This window comes from Oceanisphaera marina (assembly GCF_014643915.1).
Lineage (GTDB): Bacteria > Pseudomonadota > Gammaproteobacteria > Enterobacterales > Aeromonadaceae > Oceanimonas > Oceanimonas marina.
Map to the genome: position 1 here is coordinate 106,796 of NZ_BMKE01000002.1, position 15,288 is coordinate 122,083.

The window sequence follows — 15,288 nt, forward strand, 5'->3', positions numbered from 1 at the left end:
GGGGTTAACCACCAAAGTCATCCAGCAGAATGTTTTCTTCTTCTACGCCCAACTCTTTGAGCATATTGATGACCGCAGCGTTCATCACCGGTGGTCCACACATATAGTACTCACAATCTTCAGGCGCTTCGTGATCCTTCAGATAGTTTTCGTACAAGACGTTATGGATAAAGCCGGTATAGCCGGTCCATTCATCTTCCGGCGTTGCGTCACTCAAAGCCACATGCCACTGGAAGTTATCGCACTGCTCCTGCAGACCGTCGAAATCTTCTACATAGAACATTTCGCGACGTGAACGAGCACCGTACCAGAAGCTGATCTTGCGCTTGGAGTTCAACCGCTTGAGCTGGTCAAAAATGTGCGAACGCATTGGCGCCATACCGGCACCACCGCCGACAAACACCATTTCCGCGTCGGTATCCTTGGCAAAAAACTCACCGAAAGGACCGGAAATAGTCGCCTTGTCACCCGGCTTCAGCGACCAGATGTAGGAAGACATCTTGCCCGGAGGCGCGCTCCAGTTACGTGGCGGTGGTGTTGCAATCCGCACGTTAAGCATGATGATGCCTTCTTCTTCCGGATAGTTGGCCATGGAGTAGGCGCGGATGGTTTCCTCGTCTACCTTTGACTCCAACTCGAAGATTTTGAACTTGTCCCAATCTTCGCGGTATTCCTCGGGCACATCAAAATCTTTGTACTGTACGTGGTGCGGTGGCGCTTCAATCTGAATATAACCACCGGCACGGAAAGGTACGCTTTCGCCGTTAGGAATTTGCAGCTTCAGCTCTTTGATGAAGGTCGCTTTGCTATCGTTAGAGATAACTTCGCAATCCCACTTCTTGATGCCAAACACTTCTTCCGGCAGTTCAATTTTCATGTCCTGCTTGACGTTAACCTGACAAGACAGACGCTCGCCATGGCGCGCTTCGCCCTTGGAGATATGATCCAGTTCGGTAGGCAGTATTTCACCGCCCCCTTCCAGAATCCGCACACGGCACTGACCACAGGTACCGCCGCCACCACAGGCAGAAGAGACGAAGATACCGTTGGCAGCCAAGGCACCCAGCAGCTTACCGCTGGCACCTGTGGTAATCGCCTTCTCGGGATCGTCGTTGATGCTGATAGTCACATCCCCTTCCGCGACCAGCTTGGACTTGGCAAACAGGATAATGCCTACCAGGACCAGCACGATCACGGTGAACATGACCACGCCTAGAATGATTTCCATCGATTATTCCTTTTCTATCACCGGGTTACAGGGATATGCCAGAGAAAGACATGAAGCCAAGTGCCATCAGGCCGGCAGAGACAAAGGTAATGCCCAAGCCACGCAAACCGTTAGGTACGTCTGAATACTTCATTTTCTCACGCAGACCGGCCAGCAATACAATTGCCAGCATCCAGCCAATACCGGAGCCAAAGCCGTATACGATGGACTCGCCAAAGTTGTAGTCCCGCTGCACCATGAAAGATACACCACCAAAGATGGCGCAGTTCACGGTAATCAACGGCAGGAAAATACCCAGCGCGTTGTACAGTGCAGGAAAAAACTTGTCCAGCAGCATCTCGAGGATCTGAACCAGAGCCGCAATTACCCCGATAAAGGTAATGAAGTTCAAAAAGCTCAGATCAACCCCTTCCACCATGGCACCGTCTTTGAGGATGAAGTTGTAGATCAGGTTGTTGACCGGTACTGAAATAGTCAGTACCACCACCACAGCTACACCCAGACCAAACGAGGTCTTGACCTTCTTGGACACCGCCAGAAAGGTACACATGCCCAGGAAGAAAGCCAGCGCCAGATTTTCGATAAAGACGGCACGAACAAACAAACTTATATAATGTTCCATCTCTTACTCCTTCGCCTCTACCTGTTCTGGGCGCATGGTACGCAACACCCAGATAATGCCACCGATAATAAAGAAGGCACTTGGAGGCAACAGCAGCAGACCGTTGGCCTGATACCACCCACCATTTTTCACCAACGGCAGAATTTCGATACCAAACCAGGTACCGGAACCGAAGAGTTCACGGATGGTTGCCACAATCAGCAAGATCAGGCCATAACCCATGCCGTTACCAATACCATCCAGGAATGACATCATGGGCGGACTCTTCATGGCGTAAGCTTCGGCACGGCCCATTACGATACAGTTGGTGATGATCAGACCAACGAATACCGACAGCTGCTTGGAGATCTCGTAGGCGTAGGCTTTCAGGATCTGATCCACCACGATTACCAGCGAGGCAATAATGGCCATCTGCGCGATAATTCGCACCGAGTTGGGGATCTGATTCCGTACCAGCGAGATAAACAGGTTGGAAAATGCGGTTACCGCAATAACGGCCAACGACATTACGAAGGCAGTCTGCATCTGCGAAGTCACCGCCAAGGCAGAACAAATGCCCAGCACCTGCAAGGCGATAGGGTTGTTACCTATGATGGGACCGAACAGAACCTTTTTCATTTCAGCTTTATCAGCCATTGTTCAGCTCTCCTTTACGAACCTTGGCCAGGAAAGGACCGAAACCCTGTTCGCCGAACCAGAATTCAAAGGTATGTTGCACACCATTAGAAGTTAAGGTGGCACCCGACAGGCCATCGACACTCGAAGGCGCATCGGCAGGTGCACCGCCTTTCACGACTTTGAAGGCAGGCTTACCATTTTCGTCAAACAGCTTCTTGCCCACAAACTGGGCGCGCCAGTTAGGGTTTTCCACTTCACCACCCAATCCGGGAGTTTCACCCTGCTCGTAGTAGGTAATGCCCTTGATGGTATTACCATCGGGCGCAACCGCTACGAAGGCATACATGGTGGACCACAGGCCCTGACCATGAATGGGCAGAATGATGCTGTCCAGGTTACCGGCTTCGTCTTTGGCCATGTAGACCGGCACCAGATTGGCGCGACGACGAATACCCGATGGATCTTCGCTGGGGTCCAGCTTGATGCTCGAGTCCGGTTCTTTGGCAGCAACACGCTGGTTATAGCCCTGTACCGGCTTGTCCGTAAACTCGTCGGTGGTCAGGTCCAGCAGGCGCGCTTCAATGAAGCGGTCATAGGTTTCGGCTACGTCTTCACGGCCAAGGCCGGCGACGGAAACGATATTGGTTTGTACGTCCAGTGCCTGGTTGCGTTGTTGAGTCGGTTTGAGCAGCACGGCTGCACCAGATACCACGACCGAACACACCAGACATAGCACGCCGATTACGGCAAATGTTCTGCCGACAGATTCTTTCTTAGCCACGAGCCAGTCTCCGTTTGATGTTAGCCTGAACCACAAAGTGGTCAAACAAGGGAGCGAACAGGTTGGCGAACAAGATAGCCAGCATCATGCCCTCGGGGAAGGCGGGGTTGACCACACGAATCAAGACCACCATGACGCCGATCAGTGCGCCATACCACCATTTACCTTTATTGGTAAAGGAGGCAGACACGGGGTCGGTTGCCATAAACATCATGCCGAAGGCAAAACCACCCAGCACCAGATGCCAATGCCAAGGCATGCTGAACATGGCGTTGGTATCGGAACCGATGAAGTTGAACAGCGTTGCGGTGGCAATCATGCCCAGCATCACGCCCACTACGATACGCCAGGAAGCGATGCCCATATAAATAATGAACAGGCCGCCAATCAGAATCGCCAGAGTAGATACTTCACCTATCGAGCCCTGAATGTTACCGATAAAGGCGTCCATCCAGCTGATAAGAGAACCTGAGTTGGCATCCATTAACGCAGCCTGACCACCTGAGGCCCACTGGCCCAGAGCGGTCGCACCAGAGAAGCCGTCAACGGCGGTCCATACGGTGTCACCTGAAATCTCGGCCGGGTAAGCAAAGAACAGGAAAGCACGACCGGCCAGAGCAGGGTTCAGGAAGTTTTTACCGGTACCGCCAAAAATTTCCTTGGCCATGACCACACCGAAGGTGATACCCAGCGCCGCCTGCCATAATGGCAGCGTAGCCGGCACTATCAGTGCGAACAGTACGGAAGTCACGAAGAAACCTTCGTTCACTTCATGCTTGCGCACGGTAGCAAACAGCACTTCCCAGAAACCGCCCACGATGAATACCGTCAGGTAGATAGGCAGGAAGTAAGTTGCGCCCAGCAGCATCTTGCTGCCCCAACCCGCACCTTCGCCCAGGGTTGCCCCTAGCGTCTGTGCCAGGCCATAACGCCAGTTACCATCGATAACCGCAGCCAGATCTGCCGGGCTGTACATGTTCATCAGGGCATTGATGGTTTGCCCGCCAGAGTTGTACATACCGAAGAACATGGCCGGAAAGGTCGCCATCCATACCATGATCATGATGCGCTTCAAATCGATACTGTCGCGCACATGAGAGGCATTGCGTGTCACCATGCCCGGGGTATAGAGCACGGTTGCTACGGCTTCATACAAGGCGTAAAACTTTTCGTATTTTCCGCCCGGCTCGAAATGGTGCTCGAGCTTTTCCAGAGTGTGTTTCAAGCTCATAACTTAGCCCTCTAGCTCAATCGTGGTCAGACACCGACGTAGAGCCTTGCCATAATCGTACTTGCCCGGACACACATAAGTACACAACGCCAGATCTTCTTCATCCAGCTCCATGCAGCCCATGGTTTGGGCACTTTCGGTATCGTTAGACAGCAGGTCACGCAGTAGCAGAGTCGGCAGAATATCAAGCGGCATAATGCGCTCGTAGTTACCAATGGGTACCATGGCCCGAGCTGAACCATTAGTGGTGGTAGTCAGGTCAAACAACTTACCCTTGGTCAGGTGACTGAGATAGGCACGAGTGACCGAGAACTTGTTGGCACCTGGCGCCAGCCAACCCAGAAATTCTTTTTCACGACCTTCGGCCAGTACCGACACCTGCAGGTGATAACGACCCAGATAAGCATGGGGGCCGCTTGCCGCAGTACCATAGAGTACAGAGCCGGAAATAACGCGGCTTTCACCGTCTTGCAGCTCACCGGCCGTCAGTGTATCTAACGATGCACCAATACGAGTACGCAGCAAACGAGGCTTTTGCACCACGGGACCACCCAGGGCGACGACACGGTCGGTAAACAGCTCACCCGTGGTGAACAGCTTGCCGAACGCAATCACATCCTGGTAGTTGATGTACCACACCACCTTGCCGGCCACGATAGGGTCGATGAAGTGAATGTGAGTGCCGGGCAGGCCTGCTGGATGCACGCCGGTAAAGACGTGTTCTTTTATATTGCCAGCCTGAGCCTGAGGTAGGCTGCCTTCACCCTTACATACGTGTACCTGGCCTTCGGTCAGCCGGCTTAACACCTGCAGACCATCGGTAAATGCCTGGGCATGTTCCTTGATGATCAGTTCGGCATTGGCGCTCAGCGGATTGGAGTCCATGGCAGTCACAAAGATGGAGCTTGGCGTGGAATCGATAGCCGGCACCTTGCTGAAGGGGCGTGTGCGCAGCGCCGTCCACAGGCCGGATTCAACCAGCTGTTCGCGAACGGTATCAAGTTCCAGTTTAGAGAGTTCAGCAGAAGCGTATTTCGAAAAAGTAATCTGATCTTCGCTGTCATCAACCGCAATTACTACTGATTGCAGTACGCGCTTGGCACCACGGTTGATTTCAACCACGGTACCGGCGGCGGGAGCTGTGAATTTAACGCCAGGATTCTTCTTGTCTACGAAGATAACCTGACCTTTTTTGACACGATCCTCTACCTTGACGTGCATGGTAGGGCGCATGCCCACAAACTCCTCACCCAGCGTAGCAACGCGCTTGATGGCAGGACCATCGTAGATTACTTGCTCTGGGGCCCCGCTAATCGGGAGGTCCAGTCCTTTTTTAATTGTAATCATACTCACTTGCACTACTTGTTAGGGGAAGACAGGTACTTGCCATGCCAGACATGACAACATGCTGATGAGTCGCTACCGGTCTGTCCACTATCATGTCAACAACAGCCTGACCACAGTCCGGTAACATCCAGCCCGAAATTAAAGGCGCATAATGTTAGCACTTTTAACGCGGTGGCTGCCATGGCAATTACCAACATTTACCACCTCTTTGCATAAAAACATGTTGTACAAACAACAACCAAGCAAGAATAAGGCCATGATATTTGGTTACTTATCAGCCTTTAGTCCCATATGGAGAACTAATGACCTACCACAGAGCACCATCAGTGCGACACTGATGCGACAGTAAAACAGGTTACCCCGTCACGCCGCCCTGACCGCGACAGGCCGGACTGTCGAGCACGCCGTTACGGGCTTGCCATTCGACAGGTGTCAGGGTGTGCAATGCCAGGGCGTGCACCTCACCGGCCAGCTCGTCGGCCAGCAGGGCATTTATTTTTCTGTGTCGTGCCAGCGGTCGCTGGCCCTCAAACTGCTCGCTGACCACCACCAGTTTAAAGTGGGTTTCGGAGCCGGGTAGCACGCGATGCATATAACTTTCGTTAACCACTTCCAGGTGCGTGGGTGCCAGCGCCGCTTGCACTTTCTGCTCGATTTGAGCCTGTATCGACATAATTTACTCCTGGGTAGATATCAATGAGTGAAGACCGAGCTAGCCTTGAGCGCATTTCATCGCCAACCGGTTATTTTTATAGCAGCGCACGAAAAGTCAGGTTAATGCGCGATCCCTCGCTGGCCGCCATTTTCGGCAATGCATGCTGCCAATGATGCTGCATTTCGCCGGCCATCACCAACAGGCTGCCATGATTTAACTGTATTTCCTTGCGCTCGCCGCTTGCATGGCGCAATACGAAACGCCGGCTGGCCCCCAAGCTTACCGAGGCAATCATGGGGTTAACGCCAAGCGCTGCTTCATTGTCCGCGTGCCAGCCCATGCTGTCCTGGCCGTGGCGATATAAATTAAGTAACACGCCATTGAATGACTGTTCGCAGATGGCCTCGACCCGGCGGGCAATATCGCGCACCAGCGGATGCCAGGGCTCGGGTAGCCTGGTTTTTCCCGAATAGCGATAGCTCAGCTCCCCCATCCAGCAGGAGAGCCGTGGTTCATCATGTTCACGACCAAACAGGGTCAGCCGGTGCTGCTGCCAGGGGATTTCGGCAGCCAACCGTGTTTGCCAGATATCGGCCTGGGCAGCAAACGCATCAGGCCACCACAGCAGGCGTCCCTGATTCAGCGCCAGCCACTGCGGAGCATCAGACCATAGCTGCATGCTGCTTTTCCTCTATTAACTGTTAAAATACTTTTTTCTCTTGAGTAAATCGTCATGAATCACCATTTCCCCCTGCCTCAAGGCGGTGAACTACTGCTGCGCCGTTACCCTCGCTCAGCCCAACATGGCCTGCAAGCATGGGAAGCGGCCGATGAATATCTGATCAACGAGCTAGACAATCAGACTTGGGACACTGACGCCCCGCTGCTGATTTTAAACGATGCCTTTGGTGCCCTCACCCTGGCACTGCATCACCATCAGCCCATCAGCATCAACGATTCTCGCATCAGCGAACTGGCCCTGGCCGCCAACGCGCAAGATAATCAGCTGGACTTAACCGGTCAATCACTGACCAGCCTGACGCCCTGGACTGAACAGACACCGGGCCTGGTCCTGATGAAGCTACCCAGAACCAATGCCATGCTGGAATATCAGCTGGCCTATCTGAGCCAGATCATGGGCCCCGACACGCTGTTTATTGCCGCCGCCAAAGCCAAGGATATTCACGGTTCAACCCTCAAGTTGTTCGAACGCTATATTGGCGACACTCGCACCAGTCTGGCTTGGAAAAAAGCACGACTGGTGTTTAGCAAACGTGCTGAAAACAAACCTGCAAGCGACCTGCCCGCGCCTCTGGCCTGGCCGCTTGAAGGCACAGATTTCAATATTTACAATCATGCCAATGTGTTCTCCCGTGCCAACCTCGACATAGGTGCCCGCTTTATGCTGGAACACTTGCCAGGCAACCGCTCCGGGCACATAGTGGACCTCGGCTGTGGCAACGGTGTGCTGGGCCTGATGGCCCTGGCGCAAAACCCGGACGCCACCGTCACCTTTATGGATGAGTCTTACATGGCCATTGCCAGCGCCAAACAGACGATCAGCCATAATTTACCATCAGACACCGCCCGAGCGAACTTTGTGGTCAATAACTGTCTTGATGACGTCGCCGTTAACAGTGCCGAGTTAATCCTGTGCAACCCGCCTTTTCATCAGCAACAGGCCATCACCGATCATATCGCGTGGCAAATGTTTGTGGATGCCAAGCGCGTGCTGAGCGCTGGCGGCGAGTTGTGGGTGGTGGCCAATCGCCATCTTGATTACCATATCAAGTTAAAGCGACTGTTCGGTAATCAAACGGTGGTGGCATCTAATCATAAATTCGTTATTCTCAAAGCCATTAAAACCTCTTAAGGAAGCTATTATGAACCCTGTTAAATGGTTAATGACCGCCATACTGGCCCTGAGCCTGACCGCCTGCGCCAGCTACTACCCCATTGCCGTTGATGTGGCTCCCACCGTGGATGCCAAAGGCGGTGTTTATCGTGGCCAGACCCTGGCGTTAAACAGCCAGGACAGCCGCAAAAACGACTATGTGATCCAGATTGAACAGAACAACAAGGCGCCGGTTGTGGTGGGTGCCAGCAACAATTTAAAGGTACAAATGGAGCAGGCACTAGCCCAGGGCTTTAGCAACCAGGGTGCCTTTGTTGAAAACGGCGCACCCACTCAGGTTACGCTGGAACTGCAGGACGTGCTGGCCCGGGTGATCCGGGGTCACATCAGCTACGACGTGGTCCAGCAACTGCGCATGCAGCTGATACTCAAGCGCGACGGCCGCACCATTACCAAGCAATATCGCCGCAGTGCCCAGACGGAGTTTCCTGGTCGCCTGCACCCGGAGCTGGACAAGGTAAAAGACGTCTTGAACGAGCAACTGAGCCTGATGGTCAAAGACATGTTGTCTGACGCCGATGTGCAACAGTTTATCGGTGGCCAATCATGAAGCGCTGTTTTATCCTGCTTGCCGGATTAATGGCCGCCACCGCGGCCCTGGCTGGCCCAAGAGTCGAGCTGGTCACCAACATGGGCACCCTCGAAGTCGAGCTGAACGACACAGCGGCCCCGGCCACCGTGGCCAATTTTTTACGTTATGTGGATGACGGCAGTTACGATGGCAGTATTTTTCATCGCCTGATCCCGGGGTTTGTGGTGCAGGGCGGCGGTTTTGATACCGATTACCAAAGCCTGCCCACCTACAGCCCGGTGGTCAACGAATCCAACAACGGCCTGGATAACCTGACCGGCACCATCGCCATGGCCCGCACCCAGGATCCGAACAGTGCCACCCGCCAGTTTTATATCAACCTCAACGACAACCAGTCGCTTAACGGCGGTCGCAAGGCCGGTTATACGGTATTCGGCAAGGTGATTGCAGGTGATGACGTACTGGAAAAAATGGCCAGGGTAGATACCGGCATGAACCTGAAACTGCGCGCACGAGACGTACCCGAGCAAGACATAGTGTTACAGCAGGTTCGTCGCCTGAATGATGCCCAGGCCAACCACTAAGGTGTCAGAAACCGCCAACGAGCCTAAGCGCAGCTGGTCTCAGCTACTGGCCCTGTATGCCGAGCGCCGGGTGTTGACCCTGTTTGCCCTGGGATTTTCATCCGGCTTGCCGATATTACTGGTGTTTGGCACCCTGTCTTTCTGGCTGCGCGAAGCCGGCATCAGCCGTACCAGCATCGGTTTTTTCAGCTGGGTGGCGCTGGCCTATGGCGTAAAATGGCTATGGTCGCCTCTGGTCGACCGCCTGCCCTTGCCGGGTCTGTCTCGACTGATGGGCCGGCGGCGCAGCTGGATGATGTTTTCACAGCTGATCATCATGGCAGCGCTGGTTGGCATGGCCTACTCCGAACCCAACACCCAAATCGTCAACTTGGCGCTGTTCGCGCTGGCAGTGGCCTTTGCCTCGGCAACCCAGGATATCGTGATTGATGCCTATCGAATAGAAGCGGCTCCTGAACGTCTGCAAGGTGCGCTGGCCGCCGCCTATATGACCGGCTACCGGCTGGCCATGATCATGGCGGGTGCCGGTGCGCTGGCTATTGCCGCCTGGGCCGGATCCGATTTGGGTTACGATCCTGTGGGTTGGCAAACAGCCTATTTATGCATGGCGGGCTTGATGCTGGTGGGCGTGGTTACCTGTCTGTTGCTGCATGAACCTGATGTCGATCTGCGCCAGCAAGCAAGTGCACAGGCCGAACATCGTCAGCAGCTTATCGATCAGGGATATCCTCGTTTGCTGGCCAGTGTGGCAGCATTTATGCGCAGTGCCGTGGTGGCGCCCTTTGCCGAGTTTTTTCATCGTTTTGGTAAACAAGCGCTGATTATTCTGGCGTTGATTGCCTGCTATCGCATCTCGGACGTGGTGATGGGGGTGATGGCCAACCCCTTTTATGTGGACATGGGGTTCAGCAAGTCACAAATTGCCACCGTCACCAAGGTCTATGGCGTGGTGATGACGCTGGTAGGGGCGGCGTTGGGCGGTATTCTGGTCAGTCGATTCGGCACCTTGCGCATCTTGATGCTGGGCGCCGTGTTGGCCGCGGGCACCAACCTGATGTTTGCCCTGATGACCCAGTTTGGCCCCGATGTGCGTTTGCTGACCCTGATTATTTCCTTGGATAATCTGAGTGCCGGCATTGCCACCGCGGCCTTTATTACTTATCTGTCCAGCCTGACCAATGTGGCTTTTTCTGCCACCCAGTACGCGCTGTTCAGCTCTGTGATGCTGCTGTTGCCCAAATTTCTGGCGGGGTTTTCCGGCATAGCGGTAGATGCATTTGGCTATGCTCCCTTCTTCATCGGCACCGCCGCCATCGGCCTGCCGGTGTTATGGCTGATCAGAAAAGTAGGAAAAACAGCGTCAAATGTGAAGGGGGAAGGGGACAACATAAAATAAGCACACTCAAACCTGGGGCTATTTTTGCCACGGAACCCACGGAAAAATAAAGGCTAACATCAAAACATATTCTGGTAAGACTGTAAGACAAGCACTGGTGAAGAGTTAAGGAGCGTGCTCTTAGCCTTAACTCTTCACCGCTTTATCGCTCTTCGTCAGTGGATTCCGTGGCAAGGAAGTCTTTAATCTCGGTCTTTAAAGGTTCAGGTTTAACCCTTCACCCTTTACGCCCCACTCCTCACGGGGTTTCGAATTAGTCGCGGAAGTTGTTGAACTGCAGCGGCTGTTCCTGGTCTTCCTGGCGCATCAGCGCCATCACTTGCTGCAGATCATCGCGCTTCTTGCCGGTCACCCGCAGCTGCTCTCCCTGAATGGACGCCTGAACCTTGATTTTACTGTCCTTGATCTTCTTGACCAGCGTCTTGGCCAGCGCGCTGTCGATCCCCTGCTTGAAGCCCAACTCCTGAATATGGCGCTTGCCCGAGCGGACTATACTGCCCGGATCCAGCACCTTGGTGTCGATACCGCGCTTGATCAAGGACCCCCGCAGTATGTCCCGCATCTGCTGCAGCTGAAACTCGGCATCGGCACTCAGTTTCACTTTCTCGTCTTTCAGCTCAAAGCTGGCTTCCACCCCACGAAAATCGAAACGGGTATCCAGTTCGCGGTTGGCATTCTCAACCGCATTACGTACTTCATTCATTTCAACTTCAGACACAATATCAAAAGACGGCATACTGGCTCCTTTAAAACGGTTTTATTAACCGACAGCGATAAAATAATACGCTGGCACCCGTGAAATTTCACAGTTAACGTATAGGCTTAAACTTTACAGACATAATAACAAAGTTCAGGGGATAGAGTGATGATGGAATGGACCATTCTTGGAGCCGGTGCTCTGGGTTGTGTAATGACGGGCCTGTTACGCCAACGAGGAGAAAGCGTCGCCTTGATGTTATCGGAACGTCATCGTGGCCATTTTCATCCCAGCCTGGAGCTGATCACCCTCACCGGGGCGCATCAACTGATCCAGAGCCGGCCTCGTTTTCCCGAGCATGCCCGTACCGTGGAATGCCTGCTGGTGTTTACCAAAGCCTACCAGGTCGTTGATGCATTAAAAGAGTTACGCCATTTACCCGCCAGTACGCCCATTATTCTGTTACACAATGGGCTGGGCGTGGCCGAAAAAGTACAGGCACTGTTTCCCAACAACCCATTACTGGCAGGTGTCAGCAGCCATGGCGCCATAAAAGAGCGGGACTGGCTGGTGCGTCATACCGGCAAAGGAGAAACCTGGCTGGGGCCATTGAATGACGCCGCAAAAACCTGGAGCCACTTGGTCAAACCGCTGGAAAAAGCCCTGGGTCATGCCGAATGGAGTGACGACATAGCACTGCACCAGCGTCGCAAACTGGCCATCAATGCCGTGATCAATCCGCTAACCGCCTGCAATAACATCACCAACGGCCAATTGCTCGAGCCGCGCTTTGCCGATGTGCTGGAGCAGTTAAGTGAAGAAGTGTATCAGGTGATGTCTCGGCTGGACGGCGATAAGGCGGAAACACAAGATGCTTTCCGTCGTCGCTTGCAGCAGGTGATCGAGCTCACCTCCAGCAACCACTCGTCCATGCATCAGGATCTGGCCCACGGCCGCCCCACTGAAAACGAATATATCAGCGGCTATATTCTGGCAAACGCCGGCAATCAACCGGTCCCCGTATGCAGCCAGCTTTACCAGGAAATCGAGCGTAAAAGCGGCACAGCAAAACCGGCACAACGGATGCAGCACTAGGCTGGACTTGAGCAGATAATAAATTACGACCAAAAAAAACACCGAACCTGACACAGGCTCGGTGTTTTCTTTTAGCTCGGCTTTTTCTTGCGGCTTACCGCTTCCGGCTTGTTTTTAAGGCTTATACACCTTGACGTTATCAAAGCCCTGCTCTTTTAAATGAATCGCCTGCAGGCGGCTCATAACGCCACGGGCGCAATACAGCAGGTAGGTCTTGCTGGGATCCAGCTCGGTAAACTGGCTCGACAACTTGAAGAACGGCATCACGACGACTTTGCGGCCCGGCACCGCCAGGGGAGTTTCTTCCTCCTCTTCGGGCGCGCGAATATCGAGGATCACCTCGGCAACGTCGTCGCTGCCCTTACTGAATTCAACTTCGGGTAATTGCCATTTTTGCTCAAGCTTGCGAATGTCATCCACTACAGCAGCCTCGATTGCGGCATCAAGCACGCCAAAGTCGAAGTGGCTTTCTTCTTCTGCCACTCGGCCCAGTTTTGCCTTGATGGTCGGATTCTTCGAAATAACACCGCAATATTCCGGCATTTTTTCGGCATAAGCGGCCGTACCAATCTGGCGAGCCACATCAATAATATCCTGCTTATCGTAGGCCACGAGCGGGCGCATGATCAAGGTATTCGTCACCTGATCAATGACATTCAAATTGGTGACCGTCTGGCTCGATACCTGCCCCATGGCCTCACCTGTCACCAGCGCATTAATGCCCAATCTTTCGGCGACCACGGCACCGGCACGCATCATCATCCGCTTGAGGATCACGCCCATGTAACCGTTGTCTACTTTTTCCAGGATCTCACCGACCACGCCTTCGAAGGGAACCGAGATAAACTTGACCCGATGGGAAGAGCCGTATTTCTTCCACAAATAATAAACGACTTCACGTACCCCGGCCTCGTGCTCGTCACCGCCCAGGTTAAAGAAGCAATAATGTACCCGGCTACCGCGCTTGATGAACTGATAAGAGGATACGCCCGAGTCATAACCGCCAGACATCAAACTGAGCACGCTTTCCTGAGTTGCAATGGGATAACCACCCAGACCGGCATATTGTTGATTCACCAAATACAGGCGCTCGCCATCCAGTTCCAGATTGACCTGCACATCGGGATTTTTCAGCTTAACACCGGCCGTATTGCAGCGTTGATTCAAGCCGCCGCCCACATAGCGTTCAACATCCAGCGAGCTGAAAATCTGTTGTCCACGGCGCTTGGCCCGTACGCAAAAGGTTTTACCTGCCAGACTGGCGCCGAACGCCTGTTCGGTGTGGGTCAGAATCTCGTCCAGAGTGGCAACCTGGTGCTCTTGCACCTCCAGAAACGCCTGAATACCAGGAATACAGGCCAGAGCCTGAATCATCTCCTGACGGTGTTCGTCGGTAAAAAAATTGGTGCGAACGATCAGCTTGTCCCAGTCGGACCGAATTTTGACGTTTTCATCCAGCGGGGTCAGTACGGTTCGAATATTGCCTTGCAAGAGCTTGCACATACGCTGGCGCACCGAACGGCTCTTGATCGTGATTTCTGGATGAAGCTTGATAATAAATTTCATAAATGCGGTACGCCTAGAACAACAGAGAGTGAATCGATACAAAAATAAAGCCCGATATTATACACCCTAATACTGGGCTTTTGTTCAAAAAATAGTTAACGGGAATGCGGAAGGAAAAGATAGGTAGGGAATGAGTCTCGACCACTCCCTACCTATCTTTTGGTATTCTAGCGCGGCGCGTTCAGGTCGAGTGGGGCGCTAAATCTGGGCTTGCCTTGCGAAATGGTGATTTCCACCCGGCGATTGCGACGCCGGCTTTCCGATGTGTCGTTAGGTGCCAATGGTCGGGTACCGGCCATGCCCATCACCACCATGCGCTCTTCCGCAAAGCCGTCTACTTTCAATAACTGATCGGCCACTGCCAACGCCCGCTGCGATGAGAGTTCCCAGTTGGAGCGAAACAACTCGTTGCGGCTTTGTATATCATCGGTATGACCCGACACCAGTATTTCGCCGGGAATATCTTTTAGCAAGCCGCCAATTTTACGCACTACCGGCCAGAATTGAGGCTGCAAAAACGCCGAGCCAGACGAGAAAGAAGCGTTTTCCTTGATACGAATAATGACCTGCTGACCCAGCGCTTCAATTTCAATGGCATCCTGTTCGATTGAATCATTCAGCTCTTCGGCCAGCTCTTGTGCCAGAGTCATGGTTTGCGGATCGACTTGCGGTATGTCCTGATTATCACTTCCGCTTTGATCACCGGTTTCACGATTCTGCCCCGCCGCTCTGTCCTCTTCGCCGGGCTGAAAATCCAGCTCGGCCTGGGTGGAATCCGTGGTGTGCTGCATGATCACATCAATGGGCGTGGGTTGTGGCTGGCCCGGTCGAAACTCAAGCGCAATCACGGAAGTACCTTTGGGAATTTCAGATACCTCCAGCTGGTTTTGCACGCCAAAGGCATATTTCATACTGCCAGCCACCTGTTTGAACTTGACCACGTCCATCTCGGCAAAAGCCAGCAAAAGTACGAAGAAACTCATCAATATAGTGGCGAGATCGGCAAAGGTCGCCATCCAGG

At 53.4% G+C, this 15,288-nt stretch carries 16 protein-coding genes; 5 read left to right on the forward strand and 11 right to left on the reverse strand.

Going from position 1 to position 15,288, the window contains the following annotated elements; all coding sequences use genetic code 11:
* Positions 1 to 4 precede the first annotated feature (4 nt).
* From nqrF to IEW52_RS01840, 8 genes are all read right to left on the reverse strand, one after another.
* The gene (gene nqrF, locus IEW52_RS01805) at positions 5 to 1,228 is read right to left on the reverse strand and encodes an NADH:ubiquinone reductase (Na(+)-transporting) subunit F (RefSeq protein ID WP_188628365.1); all 1,224 of its coding nucleotides are present in this window, start codon (positions 1,226 to 1,228) and stop codon (positions 5 to 7) included.
* 25 nt (positions 1,229 to 1,253) lie between these two features.
* Entirely contained in the window at positions 1,254 to 1,850 is a 597-nt protein-coding gene (gene nqrE, locus IEW52_RS01810) for an NADH:ubiquinone reductase (Na(+)-transporting) subunit E (protein WP_188628366.1), read from the reverse strand.
* Between the two features lie 3 nt (positions 1,851 to 1,853).
* Entirely contained in the window at positions 1,854 to 2,486 is a 633-nt protein-coding gene (locus IEW52_RS01815) for an NADH:ubiquinone reductase (Na(+)-transporting) subunit D (protein ID WP_188628367.1), read from the reverse strand.
* A complete protein-coding gene (locus IEW52_RS01820; protein WP_188628368.1) occupies positions 2,479 to 3,249 on the reverse strand; it encodes a Na(+)-translocating NADH-quinone reductase subunit C in 771 nt (256 codons plus the stop codon). Before IEW52_RS01820 ends, IEW52_RS01815 begins: the two co-directional genes overlap by 8 nt.
* Entirely contained in the window at positions 3,242 to 4,480 is a 1,239-nt protein-coding gene (locus IEW52_RS01825; RefSeq protein ID WP_188628369.1) for an NADH:ubiquinone reductase (Na(+)-transporting) subunit B, read from the reverse strand. The genes IEW52_RS01820 and IEW52_RS01825 overlap by 8 nt, the downstream gene beginning before the upstream one ends.
* Positions 4,481 to 4,483: 3 nt before the next feature.
* Entirely contained in the window at positions 4,484 to 5,827 is a 1,344-nt protein-coding gene (locus IEW52_RS01830; protein WP_188628466.1) for a Na(+)-translocating NADH-quinone reductase subunit A, read from the reverse strand.
* A 355-nt stretch (positions 5,828 to 6,182) separates the two neighbouring features.
* Positions 6,183 to 6,500: a BolA family protein gene (locus tag IEW52_RS01835; RefSeq protein ID WP_188628370.1), complete on the reverse strand. Its 318-nt coding sequence runs from the start codon at positions 6,498 to 6,500 to the stop codon at positions 6,183 to 6,185.
* A 76-nt stretch (positions 6,501 to 6,576) separates the two neighbouring features.
* Positions 6,577 to 7,161: an alpha-ketoglutarate-dependent dioxygenase AlkB family protein gene (locus IEW52_RS01840; RefSeq protein WP_188628371.1), complete on the reverse strand. Its 585-nt coding sequence runs from the start codon at positions 7,159 to 7,161 to the stop codon at positions 6,577 to 6,579.
* 54 nt (positions 7,162 to 7,215) lie between these two features.
* On the opposite strand from IEW52_RS01840, the gene IEW52_RS01845 reads away from it, so the two are divergent.
* From IEW52_RS01845 to IEW52_RS01860, 4 genes are read left to right on the forward strand one after another with little or no spacing between them, the layout of a single operon-like run.
* Positions 7,216 to 8,355: a methyltransferase gene (locus tag IEW52_RS01845; protein WP_188628372.1), complete on the forward strand. Its 1,140-nt coding sequence runs from the start codon at positions 7,216 to 7,218 to the stop codon at positions 8,353 to 8,355.
* A gap of 10 nt (positions 8,356 to 8,365) precedes the next feature.
* Positions 8,366 to 8,947 carry a YajG family lipoprotein gene (locus IEW52_RS01850; RefSeq protein WP_188628373.1) on the forward strand — a complete coding sequence of 194 codons (582 nt, stop codon included), beginning with the start codon at positions 8,366 to 8,368 and terminating at the stop codon, positions 8,945 to 8,947.
* Positions 8,944 to 9,513 carry a peptidylprolyl isomerase gene (locus IEW52_RS01855; protein WP_188628374.1) on the forward strand — a complete coding sequence of 190 codons (570 nt, stop codon included), beginning with the start codon at positions 8,944 to 8,946 and terminating at the stop codon, positions 9,511 to 9,513. The genes IEW52_RS01850 and IEW52_RS01855 overlap by 4 nt, the downstream gene beginning before the upstream one ends.
* Positions 9,494 to 10,909: an AmpG family muropeptide MFS transporter gene (locus tag IEW52_RS01860; protein WP_188628467.1), complete on the forward strand. Its 1,416-nt coding sequence runs from the start codon at positions 9,494 to 9,496 to the stop codon at positions 10,907 to 10,909. Before IEW52_RS01855 ends, IEW52_RS01860 begins: the two co-directional genes overlap by 20 nt.
* Before the next feature lie 253 nt (positions 10,910 to 11,162).
* On the opposite strand, the gene IEW52_RS01865 is transcribed toward IEW52_RS01860, so the two are convergent.
* Positions 11,163 to 11,645, reverse strand: coding sequence for a YajQ family cyclic di-GMP-binding protein (locus IEW52_RS01865; RefSeq protein WP_188628375.1), 483 nt, complete (start codon positions 11,643 to 11,645; stop codon positions 11,163 to 11,165).
* A 129-nt stretch (positions 11,646 to 11,774) separates the two neighbouring features.
* On the opposite strand from IEW52_RS01865, the gene IEW52_RS01870 reads away from it, so the two are divergent.
* Positions 11,775 to 12,701, forward strand: coding sequence for a ketopantoate reductase family protein (locus tag IEW52_RS01870; RefSeq protein ID WP_188628376.1), 927 nt, complete (start codon positions 11,775 to 11,777; stop codon positions 12,699 to 12,701).
* Between the two features lie 114 nt (positions 12,702 to 12,815).
* On the opposite strand, the gene thiI is transcribed toward IEW52_RS01870, so the two are convergent.
* Both thiI and IEW52_RS01880 read right to left on the reverse strand, forming a co-directional pair.
* Positions 12,816 to 14,267: a tRNA uracil 4-sulfurtransferase ThiI gene (gene thiI / locus IEW52_RS01875; protein ID WP_188628377.1), complete on the reverse strand. Its 1,452-nt coding sequence runs from the start codon at positions 14,265 to 14,267 to the stop codon at positions 12,816 to 12,818.
* Positions 14,268 to 14,434: 167 nt separating this feature from the next.
* On the reverse strand, positions 14,435 to 15,283 hold the full coding sequence (locus tag IEW52_RS01880) for a flagellar motor protein MotB (RefSeq protein WP_229667758.1): 849 nt from the start codon (positions 15,281 to 15,283) through the stop codon (positions 14,435 to 14,437).
* Positions 15,284 to 15,288: the final 5 nt, after the last annotated feature.

What these genes read in the sequence shown, in the direction of transcription:
- IEW52_RS01855 (WP_188628374.1), top strand. Translation starts at nt 8,944, where the DNA reads ATGAAGCGCTGTTTTATCCTGCTTGCCGGATTAATGGCCGCCACCGCG.
- IEW52_RS01830 (WP_188628466.1), bottom strand. Translation starts at nt 5,827, where the DNA reads ATGATTACAATTAAAAAAGGACTGGACCTCCCGATTAGCGGGGCCCCA.
- nqrE (WP_188628366.1), bottom strand. Translation starts at nt 1,850, where the DNA reads ATGGAACATTATATAAGTTTGTTTGTTCGTGCCGTCTTTATCGAAAAT.
- IEW52_RS01860 (WP_188628467.1), top strand. Translation starts at nt 9,494, where the DNA reads ATGCCCAGGCCAACCACTAAGGTGTCAGAAACCGCCAACGAGCCTAAG.
- IEW52_RS01815 (WP_188628367.1), bottom strand. Translation starts at nt 2,486, where the DNA reads ATGGCTGATAAAGCTGAAATGAAAAAGGTTCTGTTCGGTCCCATCATA.
- nqrF (WP_188628365.1), bottom strand. Translation starts at nt 1,228, where the DNA reads ATGGAAATCATTCTAGGCGTGGTCATGTTCACCGTGATCGTGCTGGTC.
- IEW52_RS01880 (WP_229667758.1), bottom strand. Translation starts at nt 15,283, where the DNA reads ATGGCGACCTTTGCCGATCTCGCCACTATATTGATGAGTTTCTTCGTA.
- IEW52_RS01825 (WP_188628369.1), bottom strand. Translation starts at nt 4,480, where the DNA reads ATGAGCTTGAAACACACTCTGGAAAAGCTCGAGCACCATTTCGAGCCG.
- IEW52_RS01840 (WP_188628371.1), bottom strand. Translation starts at nt 7,161, where the DNA reads ATGCAGCTATGGTCTGATGCTCCGCAGTGGCTGGCGCTGAATCAGGGA.
- IEW52_RS01835 (WP_188628370.1), bottom strand. Translation starts at nt 6,500, where the DNA reads ATGTCGATACAGGCTCAAATCGAGCAGAAAGTGCAAGCGGCGCTGGCA.
- thiI (WP_188628377.1), bottom strand. Translation starts at nt 14,267, where the DNA reads ATGAAATTTATTATCAAGCTTCATCCAGAAATCACGATCAAGAGCCGT.
- IEW52_RS01870 (WP_188628376.1), top strand. Translation starts at nt 11,775, where the DNA reads ATGATGGAATGGACCATTCTTGGAGCCGGTGCTCTGGGTTGTGTAATG.
- IEW52_RS01865 (WP_188628375.1), bottom strand. Translation starts at nt 11,645, where the DNA reads ATGCCGTCTTTTGATATTGTGTCTGAAGTTGAAATGAATGAAGTACGT.
- IEW52_RS01845 (WP_188628372.1), top strand. Translation starts at nt 7,216, where the DNA reads ATGAATCACCATTTCCCCCTGCCTCAAGGCGGTGAACTACTGCTGCGC.
- IEW52_RS01850 (WP_188628373.1), top strand. Translation starts at nt 8,366, where the DNA reads ATGAACCCTGTTAAATGGTTAATGACCGCCATACTGGCCCTGAGCCTG.